The 21351-nt window shown below is 61.2% G+C and carries 17 protein-coding genes and 1 tRNA gene; 8 read left to right on the top strand and 10 right to left on the bottom strand.

The annotated features are described in order from the left end of the window. Positions 1-462 carry a RidA family protein gene (locus A4R29_RS14140; protein ID WP_013531565.1) on the top strand — a complete coding sequence of 154 codons (462 nt, stop codon included), beginning with the start codon at positions 1-3 and terminating at the stop codon, positions 460-462. A 46-nt stretch (positions 463-508) separates the two neighbouring features. Here the strand turns inward: A4R29_RS14140 and A4R29_RS14135 are convergent, their stop codons facing one another. Continuing rightward, complete coding sequence (locus tag A4R29_RS14135) at positions 509-2218, bottom strand: HAD family hydrolase (RefSeq protein ID WP_063172162.1); 1710 nt, start codon at positions 2216-2218, stop codon at positions 509-511. A gap of 235 nt (positions 2219-2453) precedes the next feature. Here A4R29_RS14135 and A4R29_RS14130 point away from each other — a divergent pair, with 235 nt between their 5' ends. After that, on the top strand, positions 2454-2960 hold the full coding sequence (locus tag A4R29_RS14130) for a YciE/YciF ferroxidase family protein (protein WP_013531567.1): 507 nt from the start codon (positions 2454-2456) through the stop codon (positions 2958-2960). Between the two features lie 249 nt (positions 2961-3209). Here the strand turns inward: A4R29_RS14130 and A4R29_RS14125 are convergent, their stop codons facing one another. Together A4R29_RS14125 and A4R29_RS14120 are read right to left on the bottom strand one after the other, a co-directional pair. Continuing rightward, positions 3210-4181: an SDR family oxidoreductase gene (locus A4R29_RS14125; protein ID WP_024505521.1), complete on the bottom strand. Its 972-nt coding sequence runs from the start codon at positions 4179-4181 to the stop codon at positions 3210-3212. Positions 4182-4493: 312 nt separating this feature from the next. Next, on the bottom strand, positions 4494-5189 hold the full coding sequence (locus A4R29_RS14120) for a TetR/AcrR family transcriptional regulator C-terminal domain-containing protein (RefSeq protein ID WP_063172161.1): 696 nt from the start codon (positions 5187-5189) through the stop codon (positions 4494-4496). 192 nt (positions 5190-5381) lie between these two features. On the opposite strand from A4R29_RS14120, the gene A4R29_RS14115 reads away from it, so the two are divergent. After that, complete coding sequence (locus tag A4R29_RS14115) at positions 5382-5864, top strand: RidA family protein (RefSeq protein ID WP_063172160.1); 483 nt, start codon at positions 5382-5384, stop codon at positions 5862-5864. 418 nt (positions 5865-6282) lie between these two features. Continuing rightward, on the top strand, positions 6283-6927 hold the full coding sequence (locus A4R29_RS14110; protein ID WP_244506960.1) for a GNAT family N-acetyltransferase: 645 nt from the start codon (positions 6283-6285) through the stop codon (positions 6925-6927). Between the two features lie 4 nt (positions 6928-6931). Here the strand turns inward: A4R29_RS14110 and A4R29_RS14105 are convergent, their stop codons facing one another. The 7 genes from A4R29_RS14105 to A4R29_RS14075 all read right to left on the bottom strand — a co-directional run bounded on the left by A4R29_RS14105 (position 6932) and on the right by A4R29_RS14075 (position 14567). After that, positions 6932-7759, bottom strand: a complete 828-nt coding sequence (locus A4R29_RS14105) for an MBL fold metallo-hydrolase (RefSeq protein ID WP_063172158.1) — start codon at positions 7757-7759, stop codon at positions 6932-6934. A gap of 3 nt (positions 7760-7762) precedes the next feature. Beyond that, positions 7763-8557, bottom strand: a complete 795-nt coding sequence (locus tag A4R29_RS14100) for a TatD family hydrolase (protein WP_063172157.1) — start codon at positions 8555-8557, stop codon at positions 7763-7765. Next, complete coding sequence (metG, locus tag A4R29_RS14095; RefSeq protein ID WP_063172156.1) at positions 8557-10107, bottom strand: methionine--tRNA ligase; 1551 nt, start codon at positions 10105-10107, stop codon at positions 8557-8559. Before metG ends, A4R29_RS14100 begins: the two co-directional genes overlap by 1 nt. A 90-nt stretch (positions 10108-10197) precedes the next feature. Further along, positions 10198-11253: a DNA polymerase III subunit delta' gene (locus tag A4R29_RS14090; RefSeq protein ID WP_063172155.1), complete on the bottom strand. Its 1056-nt coding sequence runs from the start codon at positions 11251-11253 to the stop codon at positions 10198-10200. Then, positions 11250-11924 (bottom strand): dTMP kinase, encoded by a 675-nt coding sequence (gene tmk / locus A4R29_RS14085; RefSeq protein WP_063173682.1) that lies wholly within the window; start codon positions 11922-11924, stop codon positions 11250-11252. Before tmk ends, A4R29_RS14090 begins: the two co-directional genes overlap by 4 nt. A gap of 140 nt (positions 11925-12064) precedes the next feature. Further along, positions 12065-13231, bottom strand: a complete 1167-nt coding sequence (locus A4R29_RS14080; RefSeq protein WP_063173681.1) for a D-alanyl-D-alanine carboxypeptidase family protein — start codon at positions 13229-13231, stop codon at positions 12065-12067. Between the two features lie 103 nt (positions 13232-13334). Continuing rightward, positions 13335-14567, bottom strand: coding sequence for a septal ring lytic transglycosylase RlpA family protein (locus A4R29_RS14075; RefSeq protein WP_013531579.1), 1233 nt, complete (start codon positions 14565-14567; stop codon positions 13335-13337). Positions 14568-14944: 377 nt separating this feature from the next. On the opposite strand from A4R29_RS14075, the gene A4R29_RS14070 reads away from it, so the two are divergent. The 4 genes from A4R29_RS14070 to A4R29_RS14055 all read left to right on the top strand — a co-directional run bounded on the left by A4R29_RS14070 (position 14945) and on the right by A4R29_RS14055 (position 21233). Beyond that, positions 14945-15280: a hypothetical protein gene (locus A4R29_RS14070; RefSeq protein WP_013531580.1), complete on the top strand. Its 336-nt coding sequence runs from the start codon at positions 14945-14947 to the stop codon at positions 15278-15280. Positions 15281-15754: 474 nt separating this feature from the next. Beyond that, positions 15755-15844, top strand: a tRNA-Ser gene (locus A4R29_RS14065). Positions 15845-16050: 206 nt separating this feature from the next. Next, complete coding sequence (locus tag A4R29_RS14060; protein WP_063172154.1) at positions 16051-17175, top strand: helix-turn-helix transcriptional regulator; 1125 nt, start codon at positions 16051-16053, stop codon at positions 17173-17175. 227 nt (positions 17176-17402) lie between these two features. Continuing rightward, positions 17403-21233 carry an autotransporter domain-containing protein gene (locus tag A4R29_RS14055; protein ID WP_063172153.1) on the top strand — a complete coding sequence of 1277 codons (3831 nt, stop codon included), beginning with the start codon at positions 17403-17405 and terminating at the stop codon, positions 21231-21233. Positions 21234-21351 lie beyond the last annotated feature (118 nt).

Genomic DNA, 21351 nt, shown 5'->3' with positions numbered 1-21351 from the left:
ATGGAACTTGTAACCCATAAGAAATTCAAAAACGGAAGGTTGATGCCGTGGGGAAAAGGCACGGTCGTCTCCGGAGCAAGGGGATTTGTCTACCTTTGCGGAAATACGGCAACCGCCGAAAATTATGATCCGACCGGAAAGAGAGGAGGGGGATTCACTGGCGATGCTGCGGCACAGTGGCGCGCAATTCTGGCGAACATCAAATCAGATCTGGAAGAACTCGGCAGCGCGCTCGACTATCTCATCCGGCTGACCTTCTTCATCAAGGGGCCATTTCCCGATGGCGGCGTTCTGAGTTCACCCAATTTTCGTCTCGACGTACTGGACGAGTTCTTTGCCGAGCATTGCCCGAAGCACTGCAGCTATAACAACCCGCCGCCTTCGGAGGTGATCGGAGTTGCCGCGCTTGCGCAAGCCGACATCGTCGTTGAAATTGTTGCGGTGGCGGCGTTGCCTGACTGAAGAATTTCGCATGCAGCGCTGGCTTGATTGCCTTGGCTCTCGCGTGTCACTCCGGGGCTGTGGCGGGAGCCGTGTAACGGCGGCGCACGGCATCAAGCACCCGCTTGCGGCTCTCCTCCGCCGACAGGGTCTTGTCCTCTTCCGCCTGGGCGGTTTCGCGCGCCAGGTCCTTGTCCCTGATCTGATGTCGAAACCATTTGGAATAGTCGCCGGTGCGCAAATGAAACTCCCAGGTCTTGTCATCTATGCCCTCGGCGATCTGAGCGAAGATCATCAGATTGTGAGCCCTGAGATTCATCGCATTCTCAGGGCCATGGAAATAGAAGCTGCCGGCTTCGTCGAGCTGGCCTTCGGCATATTTCCGGCTGTGCCGCTTGAGTGACTGACGTGGTTCGACCACTTTGACCGTCTTGACTTTTTTGCCTGCCTGCGGCCGCCAGAACAGCACGCGCGCACCTTTCGGGCTGGGGATGACTTTCGGCGGCTCAATGCCGGTTTCACGGCAGAAGACCTTCACGACGTCCTTTGCCTTGGGGCCAAGCGCAATGATGGCTGTCACCAGGCGCAAGGCGTCTGTCGAGATCGCCTCGGGGTGAACGGTGATCAGGATTGTGCCAGGCAATTCCAATGACAGAACCGCCCGCGTATCGTCGCGCCGCTTGGGCAGAAGATGATGCGCTTCATCGATCACGAGCCAGTGCGGTCTCGCGGTGCGCCGGCGGAAACTGCTGAGGCCAGGCAGCAGGTCGGCAAAGAAATCCGGCCTCTCGTCGACCCGCAGGGCCAGTCCATTGACGACTATATTGCTGTCGGCCTTGGCGATCAGATCCAGCACTTGCGCCTTTGTCGGCGCGCTTGAGCCGTCTCCCAGGCGAACGGCGCCTTCGAGGCCATCATAGTCGCCTTCGGGATCGAAGACACAAAATTGAAAGCCGCTTTCGACGAAGCGTTCGGTCAGCGCGGTGGCCAAGGTGGATTTACCGATACCGGAACTCCCGGCAATGAGGATCGTGTCGCTCGGCGACAGGTAGGTATCATCGCCGCCAGATGATCCAAGAACGATGCCGTCATGGCGCTTCGGCACTATCGCGTGATCACGCTTTATCAGCTTTGCGATCAGTTGCTCCACGCCTTTGCCTCGGGCGCCATGCATGACCAGGTTGGCTGTATCCTTGATCGCCGGAATTGCATTCTCGACGGCGACGCTGCAGCCACAGGCTTGCAGGAACGCGTGATCGTTCTCGGCGTCGCCGACGCCGACGACGTTGTGCGGCGAAAGTCGAAGGTCCTGAAGGGCCGCGGCGAGCCCGGTGGCTTTGTTGATGCCGCTCGGAAGGATCATCACCGCGCCCTTGTTGAAGATGATTTCCAGTTCGAGACCCATCTTCTTGATGACCTCAAGCACGGTCGCTTGATGCGGTTCCCAGGTCGCGACGATGGATCGCCCGACCGAAAGCGGCTTGACGCCCTGCCTCTTCAAACTGGCGACGAATTTGGGCTCGGGCGGTGGGGCGATCACCCGCTCTTCCTCGCTGGCCGGCGTGTAGATCATCGCGCCATTCTCAGCGACGACCTTGTCGAAGAGGCTAAGCTCGGGAAAGACGCCCTTGAGATCGGGCAGTTCACGCCCGGTGACGAGAACCAGCTTGCGGCCGCTTTTCTTGAACCGCTCAAGCGCAGTGAGCGTTTTCTTGGCGACGACCCCATCATGAGCCAGCGTGCCGTCATAGTCAGTCGCCAATGCAATGAAATACATTCCGCCAACCCTTCTCGGTTCCGATTGCTCTGCGACTAGAACGTGTGATCGAGACAAAGGCTCCCCACCGACCGGATCGCAGGTCTTGGAGAAGGGGGAACGGGTCCGCCCTCGGAATCAGGAACTCCTTCGGTGCCGGCACGTTGACCAGACAAGCCGGGAACCGTCCCGGTCTTTGTTGGCGGCGCAAACCCCGTCGCCGAAATCCACACCAAGCGCAATGAAAGGTAAGGCCATGGGCTTCTTTTCGAAGGACATCAAGACACTCGACGATCTCTTCGTGCACACGCTGCGCGACATCTATTACGCCGAAAAGCAGATCGAGAAAGCGCTGCCGAAGATGATCGACAAGGCAACCGACCCGCAATTGAAAGCCGGATTTGAAAAACACCTCGATCAGACGAGAGGCCATGTCGAGCGCGTCGAACAGGTGTTTGAGTTGCATGGCGTCAAGGCCAAGGAGGTCAACTGTCCGGCAATCGACGGCATTCTCGAGGAGGCCGACGATGTGAGCGGTGACGTCGATGACAAGGAGGTTCTCGACGCGGCGCTGATTGCTTCGGCGCAGGCCGTCGAACACTACGAGATGACGCGCTACGGCACGCTCATCGCCTGGGCAAAGCAGCTTGGCCGCACCGACTGCGCCAATGTGCTGGCCAAGAATCTCAAGGAAGAGCAGGCGACAGATCGCAAGCTCACCGAAATGGCGGAAAGCAAGATCAACCTGCAGGCAGCCGAATAAGGCTGCAATCCGGCCGGCTGGTAACTCGGCCGGCCGGATTGCCGGTAGGTTCCATCCCGTCAGCGAGACGGGTCGACGCCCAGTGCCGCTGATTGCCTGCGCAGCGCCTCACCGTCATCCTGCGGCACATGCCGAGCAGACCCTGCGGTTTCCGTGTAGATGCGATACGCTACACAAGCGAACGCCACCATGAAAAGCAGACGGCCCATCCATCCTACTCCTTCGTTGCGGACTTCGTTTCGGCCATCCTCAGTACCCTCCGACGACGGGCAAGATCTCGCCGGTGATGTAGCTCGAGCAATGCGGCGAAGCGAGGAACACATAGGCCGGCGCGAGCTCTTCCGGTTGCGCTGGTCGTTTCATTGGCGTGTCGGCGCCGAATTTCGAGACGTCGTCAGCTTCCTTGTCCGACGGATTGAGCGGCGTCCACACCGGACCCGGTGCTACCGCATTCACCCTTATGCCCTTGCCGATGAGATTGCCCGACAGGGCCCGCGTGAAAGCATGGATGCCGCCCTTGGTCATCGAATAGTCGACCAGCTGTTTTGAACCGTCGATACCGGTTACCGAACCGGTGTTGATGATCGCCGAACCGGGTTTCATGTGCGGCACCGCTTCCTGCGCCATATGAAAATAGCCGTAAAGATTGGTCTTCAACGTCGTGTCGAAATGTTCTTCGGTGAGCTCGCCGAAGTCGCTGGAATGGATCTGGAACGCAGCATTGTTGACCAGCACGTCGATGCGGCCGAATTTTTCAACGGTCTCCATGACCGCCTTGTGGCAGTGGCTGCGTTCGCTGACATCGGCCTTGACCAGGAGGCAGCGTCGTCCCTCCTTTTCCACCGCGGATTTGGTCTCTTCAGCGTCCTTGTCCTCGGCCAGATAGACGATCGCGACGTCGGCGCCCTCGCGGGCGAACAACACCGCCACCGAGCGGCCGATGCCCGAATCGCCGCCCGTGATGAGCGCTACCTTTTGGTTGAGTTTTTTCGATCCGAGATAGTAAGGCGCATCGTACAGCGGCGCCGGCTCTATGGCCCATTCATGTCCCGGTTTGGGCTGATGTTGCTCAGGGAAAGGGGGCTCGGGATATTCGCGGGCGCCAGCCTGCATGGCGCCTTGCAGCTTCCCATCGCCTTTCGATTTGTCCTTGGCATCGATGCCACGTTGGATATGGCGCTGCTTGGCCGCTTCACCGGCTATTTCCGACTTCATCTGCATGATCGTCTCCTTGGCTTGGAGAGAAAACAACGCATGTCGGCCAAAAAGGTTTGCGCAAAAGATCGACTGCAGAGAGGATTCCAACCAGCGGTTGGCAATGCGTGGCGACGACATCGCCAACTGCAACAATTCAGCTGCAATGCAGCCGCACCAGCCACCGCCGCGATGGGATCGAGCATCTGGGGCTTGCCCGCTGCCTGCGCCGCCCTGGCGGCGAGCCAAACGTGATGATGTGGACTGGGAAGCTCTTGCGTCAAACTGGCGTGCGCAAAGCAGCGCCATCCGGTCTGCTCCGGGCGGAGCGCCGGAATTCTATCTTGGCGAGAGGCCGTCGAGCAGGAAGTCGAGGCCTCTTCGGAAGGCGCCATCCCAATCGTTGTCCAACAGCAGACGAGAGCGTTCGATTGTCGGGTAGTGTTCGCTGAGATGTGTAAGACGCTGCTGTGCGGCTGCCCTGTCTTCTTCCGAGAGGTCGAAGCTTGCCCGGGTGAGGGTAGCGCCCATCACATAGTTCCAGAGCGACCATATCGCGGCGTTCAGATCCGCGTCCGCAACACCGGCTCTGGACAAGGTCTTGCTCAGCATTTCCAGGCGACCGAGAATGTTCCGGCCGAGCGCCCGGCGCGGCAACAGCGATGCCGACCAAGGATGGCGCAACATTCTGGCGCGCCAGTCTTCGAGCATATGAACGACGTCTCCGCGCCAGTCCGGAGACTCACCTGTTTCAGGCGATCCGCGATGTTCGAGCACCGAATCGATTGCTAGATCAAAGACATCCTCCTTGTTGTCGACGTGCCAATATAGGCTCATCACACCCGAGCCGAGGCGATCGGCCAGCCGACGCATTGTCAATCCGTCTATGCCCTGGGCGTCCAGCAGTTCCACCGCGGTCGCCACGATACGCTCTCGAGACAGCGGCGGCTCGCTGCTCGCTTGCTGCACGGGCTGGAGCGACACGCTTATCCGTTGATCCCCTTTGCTCCGGGCGCCGCTGCGTTTGGCTACCATCCGTCGTCCTCGCTTTTTCAGAACATCGATTTTGACCGGCAACGCGACAAATGTCGATCTTGAACGATTGACTCGTACGACGTACCATACGATGACTCGTACATCGCACGATTCGCGTAGCGATTGGGTTAAAGTTCAATCTGCAGGCGCCAGGGTAGGTTGCTCGCAGGCTGCGGAGCCAAGCGAAAAACCATGTCACGCGCAATCAAGCATCTGCTTATCGGAGGGCTAATCATCATGACCATTGCAGTCCCCACTGCGTCGCCGGCGAACGAGTTCAAGCTGACTATTGTCAATCCACAGGCACTCTACGACCCGTCGCCGAATGGCTACAGCACCGCCGTAATCGCACCGCTCGGAGCTCGGATCGCCTACATCTCCGGGCAGGGCGGCCAAGACAGCACAGGAGCCTTGTCACCGGATTTCGCCGTCCAGGTGAAGCAGGCCTACGCAAATTTGCATGCTGCGCTTGAGGGCATCGGCGCCAGGCCGGATCAGGTGGCGAAGCTCACGGTCTTCGTGGTCGACCACGACATGTCCAAGCTCGAGGTGTTGACCAGGAACGTCAAGGACATGTTCGGCGAGGCGCTGCCGGCGCAGACTCTGGTTCCCGTTCCCAAGCTTGCAATCGATCCCATGCTTTTCGAGGTGGAAGCCACCGTTATTCTGGAATAGTCGCTCCGATTGACCCGATCGTTCGAACAAAGAGTCGAGCGCGCTGCCGACGGCTGCGCGCTCACAATATCGAGCGGATGTTTCCAAGCCTCACGTGTTTCCAGGCTGAAGCCTCCAAGGGAACTGGAAAGTGAAGTCGGTGACCGCCGCATCCATGCCGCTCGCCGTATCCAAAAGTCGCATAAGATAGATTATGGAACTAACGCATGGACCAAGAACTGTAAATTGCCGCTGATTCTCATAGGCTTGAGCCGATTGTGGCGTATTGCCTTGAGCGGATCGCCAACGCTAGGCTGTCGAAATGAAGATGGCAAACAGCGAGATCGAAGCGGCAATCGAAGTGTTCGTGCATGGCTTCAGCGCTGACAGGAGCCGCACCTTTCCTTACGAGGCCAGCCGGGTTGGACCATTGTGGCTGATGCGCGATGCCGAACGCAAGAATCCTCGCGATTACCGCGGCGAAGAATGGGTCGTCCATGACGTCGCCGCTCAAGAGACCGATGCCGTCGTGCGGCAGCATGCACGGCCGGGCTTTGCCATTTCCGTTGTGATCGCGAACGACGATCCGGACGGGCCGACACGAACCGCCTACAAAGCTCTCGGCTACCGGCTGCTGCGGACCGAAGGCTTTTTCGTCCACCGATTGCACCGGCTTCCGAACCCGCCATCGGTTGCTTCGGTCGAACGCGTGCAGACGGCCGAACGGGCGGCACAGTTGGGAAAGATCATCCGCAGGCAGCCGATCCCAGACGATTTGCTCGGCGATACCGCGCCGTTCCGCCAGTATGTGGCAATCGACGGCGCCGACATCGTTGGGCGCGTTCGCAGCCTGGATGCCGTGGGAGCCACCTGGTGTTCGAGCATGTATGTCGAGCCGTCGCACCGGCGTCGCGGCATTGGTCAGGCTTTGATATCGAAAATGTTGCACGACGATCACGCGCGCGGGTCAAGGTACTCGGTGCTGGCAGCAACCCATGCCGGGGCGCTGCTTTATCCTCGGATGGGCTACGAGCGGATCGGAACGCTGCTGATATTTGCACCAAGGAGCCGAAAGCCCTCATGAAGCTCTATTCGCATCGTGCTGATTCATAAGGGATTTCTATAACCATGCCGTCATAGGCGGGTTCGACATTGGCTGGTGTCTCGGCCATCACCGAGACGTAGTCGAGCGGCACGTGCATATGTGTCAGCACCGCATGTATCGGCGCCAGCCGCTGGATCCATTCAAGCGCTTCGCCAAGCGACAGGTGACTTGGATGCGTCCGGTACTGCAGCGCGTCGATGATCAGCACGTCGAGGTCGCCCAGCCGTTCGGCGGTGGGTTCCGGAAAGTCGCTGATGTCGGGGCAATAGGCGAGATCGCCAATGCGGAAACCGAGCGATACGATGTCGCCGTGGATCTGCGGCAGCGGCTCGAGGGTGAGGGTACCCCCCTCTCCTTCAACGACCACCGGCCTGGTGTGGTCGATGAGATGCGGCCTGACGATCGGCGGATAGGAACTGCCTTGCGGCGTCTCGAAACAGTATCCGAACGCTTCCCGCAGCCGAAGCATCGTCGCCCTGTCGGCATGGACGTCGATGAGCTGGCGCTGATCGAGGACGAAACCGCGCAGATCGTCGATGCCATGGATATGGTCGGCATGCGGGTGGGTATAGACGACCGCATCGACACGTTTAACGCCGGCCAGCAGCATCTGCTGCCGAAAATCCGGCCCCGTGTCGATGACGACAGTCGTTCGGCTGCCGTTCGCCGCGATCCGCTCGACGAGCGCGGCGGCACGGGTGCGCCGGTTCCTGGGGTTGTCGGGGTCGCAATTGCCCCAATCGCCGGTGATGCGCGGCGTACCTGGGGACGAGCCGCAGCCGAGAATGGTGAGGCGCAGCCGGTCAGTCATCGTTCAGGCACTTTGCTCTGCAGGCCGCGGCATCTTGCCGAACAGCCGGAAGAAATTATCTGTGGTCAGATCGGCGATTTCAGCTTCGCTTACCCCGATCGTTTCGGCCAGCACCTTGGCGGTATGGGCGACATAGGCGGGCTCGTTGCGTTTGCCGCGAAACGGCACGGGCGCCAGATAGGGCGCATCGGTTTCGACCAGCAATCGGGCATGCGGGACATCGGCGGCAATGGCACGCAACTCAGCTGAATTCTTGAAGGTCAGGATGCCCGAGAACGACACGTAGCCACCGAGAGCGACGCCCACCTCGGCAAGCCGGCGCCCGGAAGAAAAGCAATGCAGGATGAAGGGGAAGGCGCCCTTCCCTGTTTCGTCCTCGAGAATATCAGCCATGTCGGCATCGGCATCGCGCGAATGGATGACCAGCGGCAGCCCCGTTTCACGGGCGGCGGCGATGTGATTGCGAAAGCCTTGCGCCTGTGCATCGCGTGGCGCCTTGTCGTAAAAATAGTCGAGACCGGCCTCGCCGATGGCCACTACTTTCGGGTGCGCGGATAGCCGCACAAGCTCCTCGACCGTGATATCCAGTTCTTCGGCCGCATTGTGCGGATGAGTGCCGACAGAGCAATAGACTTCGTCGAAAGTTTCAGCGATCTCAAGTACTTGCGGAAAACGCTTCACGCGTGTCGAGATCGTCACCATACGGCCAATTCCGGCGGCTAAAGCGCGGGCGACGATGGCCGCCCGCTCCTCGGCGAAATCTGGAAAATCCAGATGGCAGTGGCTGTCGACGAGCATCAGATGTTCGCGTCCGGCTGTTCGACATAACGCGGAAACACGCCTTCCGGTACGGGCAACGCAGTACCCGGCACCAGCGCATGGTCCGCGTGGACATGCGCGAAATCGCGGCTCTCCGCCGGCACCGCCAGCAGGTCGAGCAGTTTCGCGGCCGAGCCCGGAGTGAAGGGCTGACACAGCACCGCCACGCGGCGCACGACTTCGGCGGTCGTCCACAGCACCGTTTCCATGCGCGCCGGGTTGGTCTTCTTCAGCGCCCATGGTGCCTCGCCGGCGAAGTAGCGATCGGCTTCCGCCACCACGCCGAAGATCGCTGCCAGCGCCAGATGGATGCCCTGCTCGGCGACCGCCTTGCGCGCGGTGTCGAGCGCGGCGGCGGCCTGATCCAGGATCGCTCTGTCTGCATCCGTCAGCTCGCCGCGCTGCGGCACCACGCCGCCGCAGTTCTTGGCGATCATCGACAGCGAGCGCTGCGCCAGGTTGCCGAGGCCGTTGGCAAGATCGGCATTGGTGCGGTTGACGATCGCGTCATGGCTGTAGCTGCCATCGTTACCGAACGGCACCTCGCGCAGGAAGAAGTAGCGCACCTGGTCGAGACCGTAGTGCTCGACCATCGCGAATGGATCGACGACGTTGCCAACAGATTTCGACATCTTCTCGCCGCGGTTGAACAGGAAGCCATGCGCGAAAACGCGCTTTGGCAACTCGATGCCCGCCGACATCAGAAATGCCGGCCAATAGACCGCATGGAAGCGGACAATGTCCTTGCCGATGATGTGCGTGGCCGGCCAATAGTGCCATTGCTCGGCCTTTGTGTCGGGATAGCCGGCGGCGGTGATGTAGTTGGTCAAGGCGTCGACCCAGACATACATCACATGCTTGTCGTCGCCTGGCACCGGCACGCCCCATTTGAAGGTCGTGCGCGAGATCGACAGATCCTTCAGCCCCGACTTGACGAAGCTGAGCACCTCGTTGCGGCGCTCGGTCGGACCGACAAAGTCGGGCTGGCTCTCATAAAGCGCCAGCAATTTGTCCTGATAGGCGGAAAGCCGGAAGAAATAGCTTTCTTCCTCGTTCCATTCGACCGGCGACCCAAGCGGTTCGCGGCGCACGCCGTCGTCGCCGAGCGTCGTCTCGCTCTCGTCGAAATAGGCTTCCTGGCGCACCGAATACCAGCCGCTATAGCGGTCGAGATAGATGTCGCCATTGGCGGCCATCGCTTTCCAGATCGCCTGACAGGATTCGTAGTGGCGCGGTTCGGTCGTGCGAATGTATTGGTCATTCGAGCCGCCCATTGCCTCGGTCATTGCGCGGAAAATCGCCGAATTGCGGTCGGCCAGCGCCAGTGGCGTTATGCCTTCCTTCTCGGCCGTTTGCTGCATCTTCAGGCCATGCTCGTCGGTGCCGGTCAGGAAGAAGACGTCCTTGCCGTCCAGGCGCTGGAAGCGTGCCAGGGCGTCGGTTGCAATGACCGTATAGGCGTGGCCGATATGCGGCTTGCCGTTCGGATAAAAGATCGGGGTGGTGATGTAGAATTTGTCGCGTGACATGAATGAACCGTCATGAATGTCTGAATGGAAAGGCGTGGCGGTGGATATCGTATCGAGGCAGCATTTGCCATCCCGATCCAGGAAACCCAGTCACATTCGCATTGCAGAATTCAGGCGGTCGATCATGATCAAGGCGTGCTGCTTCTTGTCGAGATTGTAAGTATCGGTCTCAGATATAGCGTCCAGCGCCTCATGCCAAGTGTCCGACAGCGTTTTGGCTCGTGCGAGATCGCCAGCCAGTGCTGCCTGACTTGCCGCGTCCGACAACAGGTCTAGCGCCCGGCGGTTGAAGATATCGAACTGGATCGCCTGATCGCGGCCGGCCACGGCTTCGGCGAGGCGGAACGCGCCGCCGACATCGCTCTTTTTCCCGGTGACCAGAGCGTCGAGCGTCGAAGCGATCTCCAACCCGCCATACTGCGTCAAGAGGATCGCGGTGCGGGCGCTGCCCCCTGCCCGCTCGGCCAGTGCCGCGCGTGCCGCCGGATCCTCAGGCGGCGCCGGCTCGGTCGTTTCCAGCACCGTCATCAGGTCGTCGGCGTCGAGCGGGTTCAATCTCACCACCTGACAGCGCGACCGGATCGTCGGCAGCAGGCTGCCCGGCGCGTGGACAATCAGGATGAACAGCGTCCGTGCCGGCGGCTCTTCAAGATTTTTCAGCAAGGCATTGGCGGCATTGGTGTTCATGTCGTCGGCGGGGTCGACGATGACGAGCCGGTAGCTGCCGTCATGCGAGGTCAGCGACAGGAAGCGGCTGACCTTGCGGATCTCATCGACGGTGACGACCGTCTTGAAACTCTTGGTCTTGTCGTTCAGCGGCCGGGTCAGATGCAGCACGGAAGGATGCGCCCCGGTGGCGATCTGGCGAAACAGCGACGACGCCGGATCGGGAGCGGCAAGGCTTTCCGGCGCCTGCGCGAAATCCGGGTGCTTCAGCAGATGATGCGCAAGGTGGAAGGCGAGCGTCGCCTTGCCGATGCCGACTGGCCCGGAAAAGATCAGCGCATGCGGCAGCTTGCCGGCGCGATAGGCGGCGGTGAGCACGCCTGCAGCCTGGCTGTGCCCGACCAGAAGGGGCGTTTCGGAGGGCTCCGGCACGCCGTCGAGCGTGTCGTGCTGCTCGGGTGCGATGCGCTCGAAGATCATGCCGGCGTCGCCTGCCTGTCGCGTGCCGGCGCTCTCGCCGCCAGCGCCGCGAACACTGCCGCGGTGACGACGTTCTCAACCGCGTCGGGCTCGGCGGCTGCGTCGACGACGATGCAGCGCTCCGGCTCGGCCTTGGCGATCGCCAGAAACGTCTCGCGGCGGGCCTGGTGGATCGCCAGCGTCTCCTTTTCGAAACGGTCGGCGACTGCCTCGGCGCCGCGCCGCAGCGTTGCGCGCCTCAGGCCTTCCGCTGGGTCGATGTCGAAGATCAGCGTCATGTCCGGCATCATGCCGTTGATGGCGACCTGTTCCAGCGCATCCATGAACGCCGGATCGATGCCGCCGGTGACGCCCTGATAGACGCGTGAGGAATCGAGGAAGCGGTCGCAAAGCACGATGGAGCCACGCTCGACCGCCGGCCGGATCACCTGCTCGACATGATCGGACCGCGCGGCGGCGAAAAGCAGCGCTTCCATCTTCGGCCCGAACGGTTCGGCTGCGCCCGACAGCAGCACATGCCTGACCGCTTCGGCGCCCGGCGAGCCGCCGGGTTCGCGGGTAAGCAGCACGTCGTATTTCTTGGCGCGCATCTTCCTGGCCAGCCGCTCGATCTGCGTCGACTTGCCTGCCCCCTCGCCGCCTTCGAAAGTGATGAAAAAACCGCGTGCCAACCGAGAGGCCTTCTTGTCCATGGCTGAATGGGATTGTAGCGCTCTAGATAGTCCGCGTTGGGCCAAACGTCCATGCCGTCGATTTTTTGCCCTTATGCATGCCGTTCCCCAAAATCATGGCTGGCTTTGAGCGACATGCGTTAGCGCAGCCAGCCGATCGCCAGTTCCTTGACGGCATCGAGCGCGCGCTGCGGCAGCGTGCCGACGCCGATCGATTCGGCTGCGAAAAGCGGCGTCTCCTGGCTCAGCGTATCGCCGATCCAGACGCGCAGCGCACCCACCGGCTGCCCCTCCTCCACCGGTGCTGCAACCGGGCCGTCATAGACGATCCTGGCCGTCAGCTTGTCGCGGTTGGTGATCGGCAGGAAGATGTCGATCGGACCCTTGGCCTTCAGCGTCACCCCGGATTTGGCGCCGCCGAAAACCTGGGCTTCTCCAACCACCTCGTCCCTGGCGAAAATTTCAGTCTTCTCGAAGGAGCGGACACCCCAGTCGAGCAGCTTTCGCGCTTCCTCGGCGCGCTCCTTGTCCGAGGCCAGCCCGCTCATCGCCGCGATCACGCGGGTACCATTGTGGCTGAGCGAACCGACGATGCCGAAACCGGCTGCCTCGCTCGCCCCGACCGCCAGGCCGTCGGCGCCGATGTCCATCGCCAGCAGCGGATTGCGGTTCCTCTGTGAGATCTTGTTCCAGGTGAAATCCTTTTGGGCATAATAGCGATAGAAATCCGGATAATCGCGCCACAGGTGCAGGGCGAGCTGCGCCAGCTCGCGCACGGTCGTCTGCTGGCCATCCGCCGGCAGGCCGGTCGAATTGACGAAAGTCGACGTCTTGAGGCCGATCTGGCGGGCGCGTTCGGTCATCTGCGCGGCAAAATTGTCTTCGGATCCCGACATGCCTTCGGCGATGACGATGCAGCCGTCATTGGCCGCCTGCACGGTCACGCCCTGAATCAGGTCTTCGAGCCGGATCGACGACTTGAGCTTGGCGAACATCGTCGATGTTCCCGAAGGCGCGCCACCCTTGCGCCAGGCGTTCTCGCTGACCACGAACGTATCGTCGAGCTTCAGGCGGCCGGATTTGATGGCGTTGAAAACCACTTCCATGGTCATCAGCTTGGCCATCGAGGCCGGCGGTATCGGCTTGTCGGCCTCCTTGGAAAACAGCACCGTCCCGGTCTCGGCATCGATCATGAAGGCCTGCGCGGCCTTGGTCTCGAACAGCTGTGCACCGGCCGGAGCCTGGAAAAACAGCAGCAAGCCAAAAACCAGAAGCCCGGCGAGAGGCGGGAGCAAGCGAAATTGCATGATGTTCGACCCGTTGGCCGGCACCGCCGGCAAGCCCGTGAAAAGTATCAGGCTTTTTGCGCGGCGGATCAACCGCGCAGCGGAAATCCCATCAGGCTTGCGCTCAGTTGCGCACAGCCAGCGCATCGGGCGCGCCATGCGACCAGGCAGCCTGCAGCAAATCATCGAGATTGCGGTGGCCATCGGGATAGAGATTGACCGAATACCAATCCTCGCCATCGAGTTCCGAACGCTGGATCTCGATCTTGCCGTATGCGGCAAGCTCAGCGGCAACACGCTTGGCCTCCGCTGCATCCTCGAACGAACCAGCCGCGACGTAGTCAGTGGACGGACCGGCCGTTGGCGGCTGCCGTTTCCATGATTGGAGCACATCGGCCGGCGACATGCCGTCGCCACCCATCGCGGCGAAGGCATTTGAGGTGCGTTCGACCCGCTCGTCGGCATAGGACAGCGAGGCCACGGCAAACGGCGATTGCGGCGGCAGATTGATCTGCGGACGCTCCGGCACGATCGGGCCGAAATCCGGAAGCGCCAGATCGCCATAGGCCGACGACTGCGTCGACATGATCGGCTGGACAGAACCGGAATCGGTCAACTGGCCCGGAAACGGCACGGCAGCAGTGCCGGCAGGCAGGCTTGGCGACGGGCCGTTCATGGCGACCATGACGCCGGTCGGCAGTCCATCCGACGGGTCCGGCGCCCTGTTGCCGGGATGATAGGAGGCCATCAGATACTGGTCGTCATCGCCGTCGAGCGGCGCGCGGCCGACATATTCGACCTTTACCTGAGCGGTGCCGGTGTTGGCATAGTCAAGCATCTGGGCAGCGCGCTCCGATACGTCGATGATGCGGCCTTCGTGATATGGGCCGCGATCGTTGACGCGAACGATGACCGAACTGCCGGTCTTGAGATTGGTGACGCGGGCATAGCTTGGCAGCGGCATGGTCGGGTGCGCCGCCGTCAGATGGGTCATGTCATAGACTTCGCCATTGGCGGTAAGCCGGCCGTGGAAGGCATCGCCATACCAGGAGGCGAGGCCGACCTTGGCGTAACGCTTGTCTTCCTTCGGGTAATACCACTTGCCGCGGACCTGATAGGGTTTGCCAAGCTGATCCCTGCCGCCGCCACGTTGGATGCGCCCGTTCCGGGAGATCACACGCGGGCTTGCCTTCACGCCATATTCGGATTCGGCGAAATACTCCTTGGAGCGGGTCTTCTTGTTGACCATCGCTTTCGGCTCAGGCTGCGACGCGCAGGCAGCCAGCAAGGCGGCCGACATGGCGAACAACGCGACGGTAGCAGCGCGACGAAGACGCGGTGGCGTCACAGCCTGCATTTTCCTGATGTCCCCTTCAGTCTCAACTCAAGGCGTCGCGTTCAACCACCAGAGGAGCCAAAAAACTCACCCGACAATACCAACGACGCTTAAAACCCCGATCCTTTGTGCGCAGGAATTGCTTATCACGGTATTAACCGATTGTGGCTGCAACCGGGCAAGATTGTGGCGTCTCCACCGTAAGAGCTCTCTGAAAAGTAACGGTTTTCGTGCTTCCACGCGAGAGATGTGATGCCCTCTGCCACAGAAAGCCTGGCTTCGCTCCTGCCCGCCGTGTCTGCCGGTTGACCGGGCTTTGTCGGGCAGCGGACCGACCGCCGGAACAAAGAAATGCGCCGCTAGTTTCATCCGCAGGGCACTCGAACAGAAGGACGAGCATGATGAAAATGACTTCATTGATGGTCGCGATCGCGATGTCGCTTTCTGCCGGGTCTGCGATCGCCGCATGTCCGGACAAGTCAGCTTCGAACACCGGGACCGATGCCGGACAGACCGCCGGTATTTCGAAAGATGGAACCCACGCGCCTTTAGAGACTCCGAAGGCCATGGGCAACGCGAACAAGCCAGCCGCCAAGGATGGCACCACGATGCCATTGGCGGGCGCTGAAGGCGGCGGCGACAAAAACCTTGCAACCTCGCAGCAGGATATCGAGGCGCAGCAGCACGGTGATAAGGCCGCGGCGGCAAAGGCGGACGAAAATTGCAAAGACTGAGGACCGTACAGGCCGGAGCCGATTTGCAGCTTCGGCCTTCCTCACCAGTAGCTGTTCCCTTGGCGAAAGTTAAATTCTGCGGGATACCGCAGCTGTCCCAAGAGGCTGACCCGTAGGGATTCCCTCCGCTCAATTCCGAGGATGGCTTGGTCGGTAGGTCGCGCCCTCGGTTGGGCCTGCACGAAAGCCCTCCAGCGTCAGGCTTCTTGCGTTCGCGCGCAAACCTGTACATCGCCAGTCGGCGGGCTCCTTCTTCATCATGCACCAATGCGATAGCGAGTTCCGGTGCTCGATTCCGACAAACTCAGAGCCTGCAACGACGGCAGGAACCGACACAGTGGTGGTTGACGCAGCCCTCAATGCCGCTTTACAGGAATGAGGCGTGAACCAGCCGGGAGCGCCTTCGGTGCCAATCCGGTGCCACAGGCCAAACGAGTTGGCCCCGCGCTGCCCAAATGGTTGAAAAACCACGATGGAGGAATGGCCGAGCGGTTTAAGGCACCGGTCTTGAAAACCGGCGTGGGTGCAAGCTCACCGTGGGTTCGAATCCCACTTCCTCCGCCATTCGATCGAGAAGCATACAGAACTGAGTACGCCGATTTCCGCCTCCGTGGACGTAAGGGCGAAGCGTCAAACATCATGTCTGCTTTCTCCTGACCTTGGGCGTCAGCACTGGTAACCCCCCTGCTCATTCGACGTTCTATCCCTTGCATCGACCGCAATCAGAGGTATGCTAACACTTCATTCTGGTTGTATATTTCGCAAGGCTTATGGGATATTCGATCTCTCACGAGCGCCTGTCGGTAGTGATCGGTCGCATATATGAGGCCGCCTACGATCAATCGATTTGGCTTGACGTGGTCCTTCAGTTGCAAGCCATGTTTCATGGCTCCAGAGCCTGTTTCTCGGGCATCGACTGGGCCAATGTCGAGGATAGCTTTTGCGTCTCACCGAGCCGCGACCCCTATTGGGACAGGATTTTCCTTGACCATTTCGCGACCAACGAACTCTTTGCGCCGCGTGTGGCCGCGCCGCTTGGCCGGGTTTTTAGCGACACCCAGTTGATTGGGCGGCACCGTATTGAACGCACCTCCGTCTGGAACGAATGGATGATGCCGCAGGACATGTATGACGGCATGTTCTGCAATCTGCGCGCGTCGGAAAAGAACTACTGGTTCTTCGACGTGCAGCGAGGCCGAGGGCAGCCGGCGTTCGACGCCGATGATCGTGCGATGCTCGCCCTGATCACGCCTCATCTGCAGCGCGCTGCGGGTTTGGGCCGACATTTCGAGGCGCGACCTGTGCTCCAATCGCTGCTCGGCCACCTGCCCTTCGCCGGCTTTATCGTCGATCCGCGCCTGCGCATCCTTGACATGAATGACGCCGCGCAAAGACTTTTGGTACAGCCGATCACTCTGCTGACGGCGAACGGTGGCCATCTGGCCACCTCCGATTCCACGCAAACCCAAATGCTGCAACGTGCGGTCGCACGAGTCTGCCGGGTGGACGAGAGCGAGTTTCCCATTTCGGCTGCCGATTTGATCTTGCGGTCGGAGCGCGGCGACCAACTGGTATTGTCGATTGGATTGTTGCCCGACGGCGAGATGTTCGGCCTGTCGGCTGGACCTTGCGCGGTGGTGCTGGCGCGCGAATCACGTTTGGCCCTGTCGACGAGCTTAGCCGATCAACTGCGAAAAACCTTTGGGCTGACAGGGAAAGAAGCTTCCGTCGCGCTCGCGCTCGCAAGCGGATTGTCCTTGAAGGAAATAGCGATCAGGGAAAACATGGCCTACGGCACCGCACGCGTTCATCTGGACAAGATTTTTCGCAAGACAGATACGCAGAGGCAGAGTCAGCTCATTGCGCTGCTGAATGCATTTCGTCTTCTGCCCTAACAAGCTGCAATAGCACATTAAGGTTCTTCGAGTGCAGGGCGTTGCGACTGTGGCGAGCCAGCGACAGTGCGCCACTCTTTGGCCGGTCTATGGCATTTGATATATATATCGCCCACCCATCATCCGTTATTGCGAATCTGAAGCACTGATTTGCTCGAAGCATTGCTTTGCTTGGGCTGTTCTGATGACGGCAGATTGCATTTATTGGACGATGGGGCGGGCCTATCATGAGACTCTACGGTTTTTCGGCAGACAAAGCCTACCCACTCGTTTCCTTGCGCGCGCAACTCCTCTCGCAGGCCAGTCGCTCGGCACTGCGTTTCGCAATCGGCATGGCCGGTTTCGCCGGCTCGGCTGTTTTCTTTTCCCCGCAGGCGCAGGCGGCATGTACGGTCACTCTGGGAACTGATGTGCAGTGCGGCACCACCTCCACGGTCAATGCCGTCAATCCGGCTGCTCCTCCCAACGACCGGGGCTATTCATTTGCTTCACCGTTTACGGCCCACCTCGCGATCGATGCCGGGGCGACGGTCAGCGGATTTGGCCTCGCGATCGAGAATACCGGCAATGGCGCCGTCATGGTCGTCAACAACGGCACGATCAGTGTCGATGCGGGCAACACGCCAACAGCCGGCGGGACCGCGGCACTCAATATCGATGCCGCCTCCAACCTGATCACGTACACAGGCAGCGGCGCGATCACCAATAACGGCAGTGGCGATGCCTTCGCAATAAGGCAGAATGGCCTGGGCTCGATCGATGTCGATGCCACCGGCGATATCACGGCGGCTGCCGGCTCAGGCATTGTGGTGCGTAACACGGCGGCGAGTGGCTCCATCGATGTCACCACGGGCGCGGTGACGGCGCTGGCTGCTGGCATGTTCGGTATCGACGTCCAGTCGTCTTCGACGACAGGCAATCTCACGATCGTGGCGAACGGCGATGTGAAGGCGGGCAATACCGGTATCTTGGGTCGAGTTTCCTCCACAGGAACTGGCAACATCGATATCACGGCGAACGGCGCCATCGACGCAGGCAACGGCATTATCGCGCAGAACTTGGGCAACGGCTCGACGACGGTGAAGGCGATGGGACCGGTCACCGCGACAATGGCGTCGGGCCTTGGCGTCTTCGCTCAGGGCCGGGGCGATGTCTCGATAACAACGGGTGCGGTGACCTCGACGGGCGGTCAGGCGGTCTATGCAATAGGGACCGGCACAGGCACAGGCACAATCGATGTGACGACCAACGGCAATGTCTCGGGCACTGGAGGCATCCTCGCAGGTAACTCCGGCACGGGCATGATCAGCGTGATCGCCAATGGTGAGGTGACCGGCACATCCTTTGACGGCATCGTCGCGAACGGTGGTGGCGCGGTGGACGTGCAGGTCGCCGGCACCGTGATGGGCGCGCGTTCCGGCCTGACCTTGATTGGTGGTGGCGGCGGCACGGGCAACATCTCGGTGACGGGCACCGGCGGCTTCGTCGGCGGCAGCGGCGATGCGGCGAACATTCAGAACAATGGTTCGGGCACGGTCACGGTCGATATATCCGGCGCCAGCAGCTCGACGAGTGGCGGCGGCATCGTGGTGGGCGACACAGCAACAGGCGGCAACATCGGCGTCACGACGGGCGCGGTGACGGCGCTGGCTGCCGGCAGGATCGGCATCGACGTTGAGACGCTGTCGGCGACGGCCAATGTGACGATCGTGGCGAACGGCGACGTGAAGGCGGGCGGCGCCGGTATCTTCGCTGGCCTTTCCTCGGGAAGCGGCAACGTCGATGTCACGGCGAACGGCGCGATCGACGCGAGCAGCGGGATTGTCGCAGGGACTGTCGGTACAGGTTCGGTGACCGTGAAGGCGGTTGGTCCGATCACCGCGACGACTGGCCGAGGTATCGACGCTGAAAGCTCGGCCGGCAATGTCGCGGTGATAACGGGTGCTGTGAACGCAACTGCGGCTACGGCGATCATCGCGCTCCAGGACAATCCGGTGGGCGCTGGCACGATCAATGTGACGACGAATGGCAATGTCTCGGGTACGACAGGTATCCAGGCAACCAATCTTGGCACGGGCGCGATCACGGTGATCGCCAATGGCGCGGTGACCGGAACGTCGGCCGAGGGCATCGTCGCGACGGGCAACGGCGTAGTGGATGTGCAAGTCGCCGGCACGGTGACGGGCGCGACGCGTGGCCTGACTTTGACTGGTGGGACGGGCGCCATCAACGTCGCCTCGTCGGGCGCGATCCGTAGTCTTTCCGGATTGTCCAGCGATGCGGCGATCGAGACCAATGCCGCGACGATGGCGCTCACAAACGCCGGTTCGATCGTCGGTACAGCGCAGTTTGCCGGCGGCGCGACACTGTTCGCCAACGACGGGAACTGGAACGGCGCCGGTGGAACCAGTGATTTCGGCGGTGGCGCCAGCAGGCTGGTCAACGACGGGACCGCCGTCGGTGGAAACTCCGCCGGCGTCGCGGAGACGACGCAATGGACCAATCTGTTTCAGTTCACCAATCAAGGCACCTTGACAATGGCCGACGCTGGCGCCGGCGATGTGATCCGGCAAACCGGCGGCAATACCGCTTTCGCGACTGGCAGCATCATGGCGATCGATATCAACACGGCCGGCCAGGCCGACAGGTTCAGCACCTCCGGCACCGCGACGATCACTGGCGCGACGCTGACCGTGAACGCCGCGGGCGGCATTGCGGTGCCGGGCACCCGTTATACGGTGTTGACCGCCGATGCCGGGCTGACCGGGCAGTTCGCTGCCTTGACTGGAGTTGTCAACACCGCCTTCCTCAGGCTTGTCGATACCTATGACACCAACAACGCCTATCTCGACATCCTGAAATACCGCAACTTCACCGACGCAGCCTTGACCCGCAATCAGATCGCAACCGCTGGGGGGCTCGAGAGCCTGCCGACATCCGGATCCCTGTACAACGTCATCCTCAACCTCGCGACCGACGTGCAGGCACGTGATGCCTTCGACCAGCTCTCGGGCGAGGTGTATCCCTCGGCGCAGACTTCCCTCATCGAAGATAGCCGTCTTCTGCGCGACGCGGCGACGAACCGCATCCGGGCCGCTTTCGGTATCGTCGGTGCATCGGCCGCTCCGGTCATGGCCTACGCCGATCAGACCTATGGCGGTGCTGCGGGCGCCCATGTCTCGCTCGATCCCAATACGACCGCTGCAGTGGCGTTGGATACCGATCGCTTCGCCCTCTGGAGTCAGGGCTTTGGTTCATGGGGCCATACTGGCAGCGACGGCAATGCTGCCCGCGTTGACCGCTCGACTGGCGGTTTCCTGGCTGGCGGTGACGCCGCCATTTTCGACACCTGGCGATTGGGTATCATGGCGGGATACAGCCGCACCAACCTCGATGTGAAAGACCGCGCCTCGTCGGGCTCGAGCGACAACTATCATCTCGGCCTCTATGGCGGCACCACTTGGGATGTTGGGGGCGGCACGCTCGGCTTGCGCACCGGTACATCCTATACTTGGCACGACATCGCGACGAGCCGCTCCGTCACTTTCCCCGGTTTCAATGACAGCCTCAAGGCAGATTATCGCGCCGGAACGGCGCAGGTGTTCGGCGAACTGGGCTATGGTATCCATGCTGGAAATTTAGGCTTTGAGCCCTTTGCCAATCTCGCCTATGTGAACCTCCGGACCGACGGCTTCACCGAGACAGGCGGCGCGGCGACGCTGACAAGCGCTTCGGCAATCACCGATGCGACCTTCACCACGCTCGGCCTACATGCCTCAGGCGAGTTCACCGTCGGCGAGATGGCGGCGACGGTTCGCGGCACGCTCGGCTGGCGCCATGCCTTCGGCGAGACCGTACCGCTGTCGCGCTTCGCATTCGCCGGCGGCGCATCATTCACCGTCGCGGGCGTGCCGATCGCCAAGGACGGGCTGATACTCGATGTCGGGTTCGACATCGCCATCGCACACAATGCCACGCTCGGCCTCACCTATGGGGGACAATTCGGCAGTCGCGCCGCAGACCAGAGCGTGAAAGCCAATCTCGCGGTCAGGTTCTAGTTGGGGATGGGCCACGCGCCGCAGGACGAGCCCGCATTCGCGTCTCCTCGTCCGCCCGCGTTCCATTCACAATCCGCGTTTGCCGCCGCCACTTGCGCAAAAGGCAGAGCCTTTAGCC

This window comes from Mesorhizobium ciceri biovar biserrulae (genome assembly GCF_001618845.1).
Taxonomy (GTDB): domain Bacteria; phylum Pseudomonadota; class Alphaproteobacteria; order Rhizobiales; family Rhizobiaceae; genus Mesorhizobium; species Mesorhizobium ciceri.
The sequence above is the reverse complement of the archived record's forward strand: the minus strand, read 5'-3'. Positions and strand labels throughout refer to the sequence as shown.

Coding starts and splice junctions, on each gene's coding strand:
- A4R29_RS14140 (WP_013531565.1), top strand. CDS start 1: ATGGAACTTGTAACCCATAAGAAATTCAAAAACGGAAGGTTGATGCCG.
- A4R29_RS14135 (WP_063172162.1), bottom strand. CDS start 2,218: ATGTATTTCATTGCATTGGCGACTGACTATGACGGCACGCTGGCTCAT.
- A4R29_RS14130 (WP_013531567.1), top strand. CDS start 2,454: ATGGGCTTCTTTTCGAAGGACATCAAGACACTCGACGATCTCTTCGTG.
- A4R29_RS14125 (WP_024505521.1), bottom strand. CDS start 4,181: ATGCAGATGAAGTCGGAAATAGCCGGTGAAGCGGCCAAGCAGCGCCAT.
- A4R29_RS14120 (WP_063172161.1), bottom strand. CDS start 5,189: ATGGTAGCCAAACGCAGCGGCGCCCGGAGCAAAGGGGATCAACGGATA.
- A4R29_RS14115 (WP_063172160.1), top strand. CDS start 5,382: ATGTCACGCGCAATCAAGCATCTGCTTATCGGAGGGCTAATCATCATG.
- A4R29_RS14110 (WP_244506960.1), top strand. CDS start 6,283: ATGCGCGATGCCGAACGCAAGAATCCTCGCGATTACCGCGGCGAAGAA.
- A4R29_RS14105 (WP_063172158.1), bottom strand. CDS start 7,759: ATGACTGACCGGCTGCGCCTCACCATTCTCGGCTGCGGCTCGTCCCCA.
- A4R29_RS14100 (WP_063172157.1), bottom strand. CDS start 8,557: ATGCTCGTCGACAGCCACTGCCATCTGGATTTTCCAGATTTCGCCGAG.
- metG (WP_063172156.1), bottom strand. CDS start 10,107: ATGTCACGCGACAAATTCTACATCACCACCCCGATCTTTTATCCGAAC.
- A4R29_RS14090 (WP_063172155.1), bottom strand. CDS start 11,253: ATGATCTTCGAGCGCATCGCACCCGAGCAGCACGACACGCTCGACGGC.
- A4R29_RS14080 (WP_063173681.1), bottom strand. CDS start 13,231: ATGCAATTTCGCTTGCTCCCGCCTCTCGCCGGGCTTCTGGTTTTTGGC.
- A4R29_RS14075 (WP_013531579.1), bottom strand. CDS start 14,567: ATGCAGGCTGTGACGCCACCGCGTCTTCGTCGCGCTGCTACCGTCGCG.
- A4R29_RS14070 (WP_013531580.1), top strand. CDS start 14,945: ATGATGAAAATGACTTCATTGATGGTCGCGATCGCGATGTCGCTTTCT.
- A4R29_RS14060 (WP_063172154.1), top strand. CDS start 16,051: ATGGGATATTCGATCTCTCACGAGCGCCTGTCGGTAGTGATCGGTCGC.
- A4R29_RS14055 (WP_063172153.1), top strand. CDS start 17,403: ATGAGACTCTACGGTTTTTCGGCAGACAAAGCCTACCCACTCGTTTCC.